The sequence below is a fragment of the Synechococcus sp. CCY9201 genome, from assembly GCF_034931105.1.
In the GTDB taxonomy this organism is placed as follows: domain Bacteria; phylum Cyanobacteriota; class Cyanobacteriia; order PCC-6307; family Cyanobiaceae; genus CBW1002.
Genome location: NZ_JAYGIC010000056.1, coordinates 1 through 2,262 on the forward strand (window position 1 = coordinate 1; position 2,262 = coordinate 2,262).

General features: G+C 66.8%; 5 protein-coding genes and 1 pseudogene. All 6 read right to left on the reverse strand.

Going from position 1 to position 2,262, the window contains the following annotated elements; all coding sequences use genetic code 11:
- Positions 1-277, reverse strand: a pseudogene (locus VB716_RS05555) (putative colanic acid biosynthesis acetyltransferase); the annotation flags it as partial.
- Positions 274-660: a nucleotidyltransferase domain-containing protein gene (locus VB716_RS05560; protein WP_323269968.1), complete on the reverse strand. Its 387-nt coding sequence runs from the start codon at positions 658-660 to the stop codon at positions 274-276. The pseudogene VB716_RS05555 and the gene VB716_RS05560, both read right to left, overlap by 4 nt.
- Positions 617-1,024, reverse strand: a complete 408-nt coding sequence (locus VB716_RS05565; protein ID WP_323269964.1) for a HEPN domain-containing protein — start codon at positions 1,022-1,024, stop codon at positions 617-619. Before VB716_RS05565 ends, VB716_RS05560 begins: the two co-directional genes overlap by 44 nt.
- 27 nt (positions 1,025-1,051) lie before the next feature.
- Complete coding sequence (locus VB716_RS05570) at positions 1,052-1,408, reverse strand: hypothetical protein (protein ID WP_323269965.1); 357 nt, start codon at positions 1,406-1,408, stop codon at positions 1,052-1,054.
- 180 nt (positions 1,409-1,588) lie between these two features.
- A complete protein-coding gene (locus VB716_RS05575; RefSeq protein ID WP_323269966.1) occupies positions 1,589-1,792 on the reverse strand; it encodes a ribbon-helix-helix protein, CopG family in 204 nt (67 codons plus the stop codon).
- 62 nt (positions 1,793-1,854) lie between these two features.
- Positions 1,855-2,262, reverse strand: a 408-nt coding sequence (locus tag VB716_RS05580; protein ID WP_323269967.1) for a glycosyltransferase, incomplete at its 5' end; no start/stop codon positions are given.

The following is a 2,262-nucleotide window of genomic DNA, read 5'->3' on the forward strand; positions in this document are numbered from 1 at the left end:
GGGCGAGGTTGTCGATCCAGCAGTCTTCCGCCAGCCAGCAGGCGTGGCCCACCACGAGGCGCCAGGGGAACTTGACCCGCAGGCCGGGCTTGATGCGGCAACCGGAGCCGATGCGCGCCCCGAAGAGACGCAGCAGCTGCGCACGCCAGGCAAAACCAGGCAACCAGCGGGCCGCGAGCAGGGGAGAGCCCAGACAGAACCAGGCCGTCTGCACCAGGGTGGAGGCTCCGGGGTGCCAGTCGGGTGGGGTGCGGTAGCGATCGAGCTGCTGGATCACCGGGGCGCAACACCTGGCGGCCTGTGGGCTGTGGGGCCGAACCAACGCAGATCACGCTGCAGCTCCAGGGCCATGCGGCTGCCACTGGCCAGGAGGTTGTGATACTCGGCGGGAGTCAGCACCAGAGCATCGCAACTGAGGGGGAGTTGCTCCAGGGGCCACTGGCGGAGGCGCAGGTGCTGCGGTCCGGTGGCGGCAGCATCGATGAGCAGAAGATCAAGATCGCTGCCCACAGCGGCAGTGCCGCGGCCGTAGCTGCCGAACACCCCCACCTGAAGCAGGGAGGGATGCCGGGATCGCTGTTCCAGCGCCCAGGCCTGCGCTTCAGCGAGCACCTGCTCAGGACTGGGCCAGCGCAGCACGGATTGCGTCAACGACCGCACGGGCATGGCTCAGAGCGTCCTGGCTTTGCAAACGGCCGAAATGATCGGTCGGAGCACCATCGGGAAGGCTATCGGGATAGCGGGTGGGGATGTAGAGCGCATCGAGAATGCGCAGCCTGTCAGCCAGATCGGGCACCGCGGCAGCCAGCTGGGCCGCCGCCGCCGACGGCAGTTCCTGGAGCGACCTCCCCAGACCATGGCCCCAAACCTGCTGACCGAGCTCGAGATGCAGAGCCTTGAGGGCCTTCTCCACAGCCTGATGACAGGCAAAGCAAGCCCACTCGTGGTGACCCGCCTCAGCACTCAAGGAGGCGAGAGCCAGATCGGCCCTGGCCTGATGCAGCCAGTCGGCTGAACGGTTCATGGGCTCATTGTGCAGCCGATCCCCCTTTCATTCAGAGCAATGACTGAGCAGGCAGGGAAGCTCACCGCGGGACTGGGCTGTGCCACCGCGCCTGGGGGCACGCTGCCGCTCACCACGGCGCCGAGGGCCACCACAGCCCCGGCGCCGATCCGCGAGGGTGACGGGGGCGAGGTTGTCGATCCAGCAGTCTTCCGCCAGCCAGCAGGCGTGGCCCACCACGAGGCGCCAGGGGAACTTGACCCGCAGGCCGGGCTTGATGCGGCAACCGGAGCCGATGCGCGCCCCGAAGAGGCGCAGCAGCTGCGCACGCCAGCCAAAACCAGGCCGTCTGCACCAGGGTGGAGGCTCCGGGGTGCCAGTCGGGCGGGGTGCGGTAGTGGTCAAGCTGCTGGATCAACCTAGATCTGGCAATCAGGAAGAACGCTTCAGAGCAAATCCAATCGCTCCACCAAGAACCAACTGGAGCACACCTGCAGCCCAGTCGGCCCTCTTCTCAGGAATGGGTCGGAAGAAGCTGAGCAAAAGCACGAGCAGAGCTCTGAAGTCAACAGTGGGATCGCTCATTCAGATGCTGATCAAGGTCTCACGCTGGTCGTCGGTGACGAACTGCAGGGTGGCACCTGCTTCTTCCCGTTCCTTCACCAGCAGGTAGAGGGCAAGAGCGCGGCGAAACACATCGGTTTTGGTGAGCCCTTCTGCGGTGGCAAGCGCCTCCAGGCGATCACTGAGGCGATCGGGGAGGCGAACCTCCAAACGCGCCGTGCTCATGGATTGAATCGCGAAGACATCAATCCGATTGTACGGGAATTTTCCGGGATTCTTACGGGCATTCAGCCCAACTCCACAAACCCCGGCCGCTCGCCGCCGCCAATCATCCAGCTGTAGAGCTGGCGTGTCTGCTGCGCCACCCGGGGCCAGCTGTAGCGCTCCGCCACCAGGGCCCGGCCGGCGGCGCCCATGGCGGAACGCTCGGCGGCGCTGAGGGCCAACAGCTGCTGCAGGGAGGCGGCGAGGGCGACGGCATCGGGTTCTGCGGGCAGGGCGGCGCCGGCACTGAAGGCTTCCGGCAGGTTGCAGGCACCGCTGAGCAGGCAGGGCAGCTGGTGGGCCATGGCCTCGAGGGCCGCCATCGGCAGGCCTTCGGAAAACGACGGCAGCACGAAACCGGAGGCGGCGGCCAGCACCGACGCCTTGGCATCGCCGAAGCAGGGCCCCTGCACCAGCAGCCGGGGCAGCTC

What these genes read in the sequence shown, in the direction of transcription:
- VB716_RS05575 (WP_323269966.1), bottom strand. Translation starts at nt 1,792, where the DNA reads ATGAGCACGGCGCGTTTGGAGGTTCGCCTCCCCGATCGCCTCAGTGAT.
- VB716_RS05565 (WP_323269964.1), bottom strand. Translation starts at nt 1,024, where the DNA reads ATGAACCGTTCAGCCGACTGGCTGCATCAGGCCAGGGCCGATCTGGCT.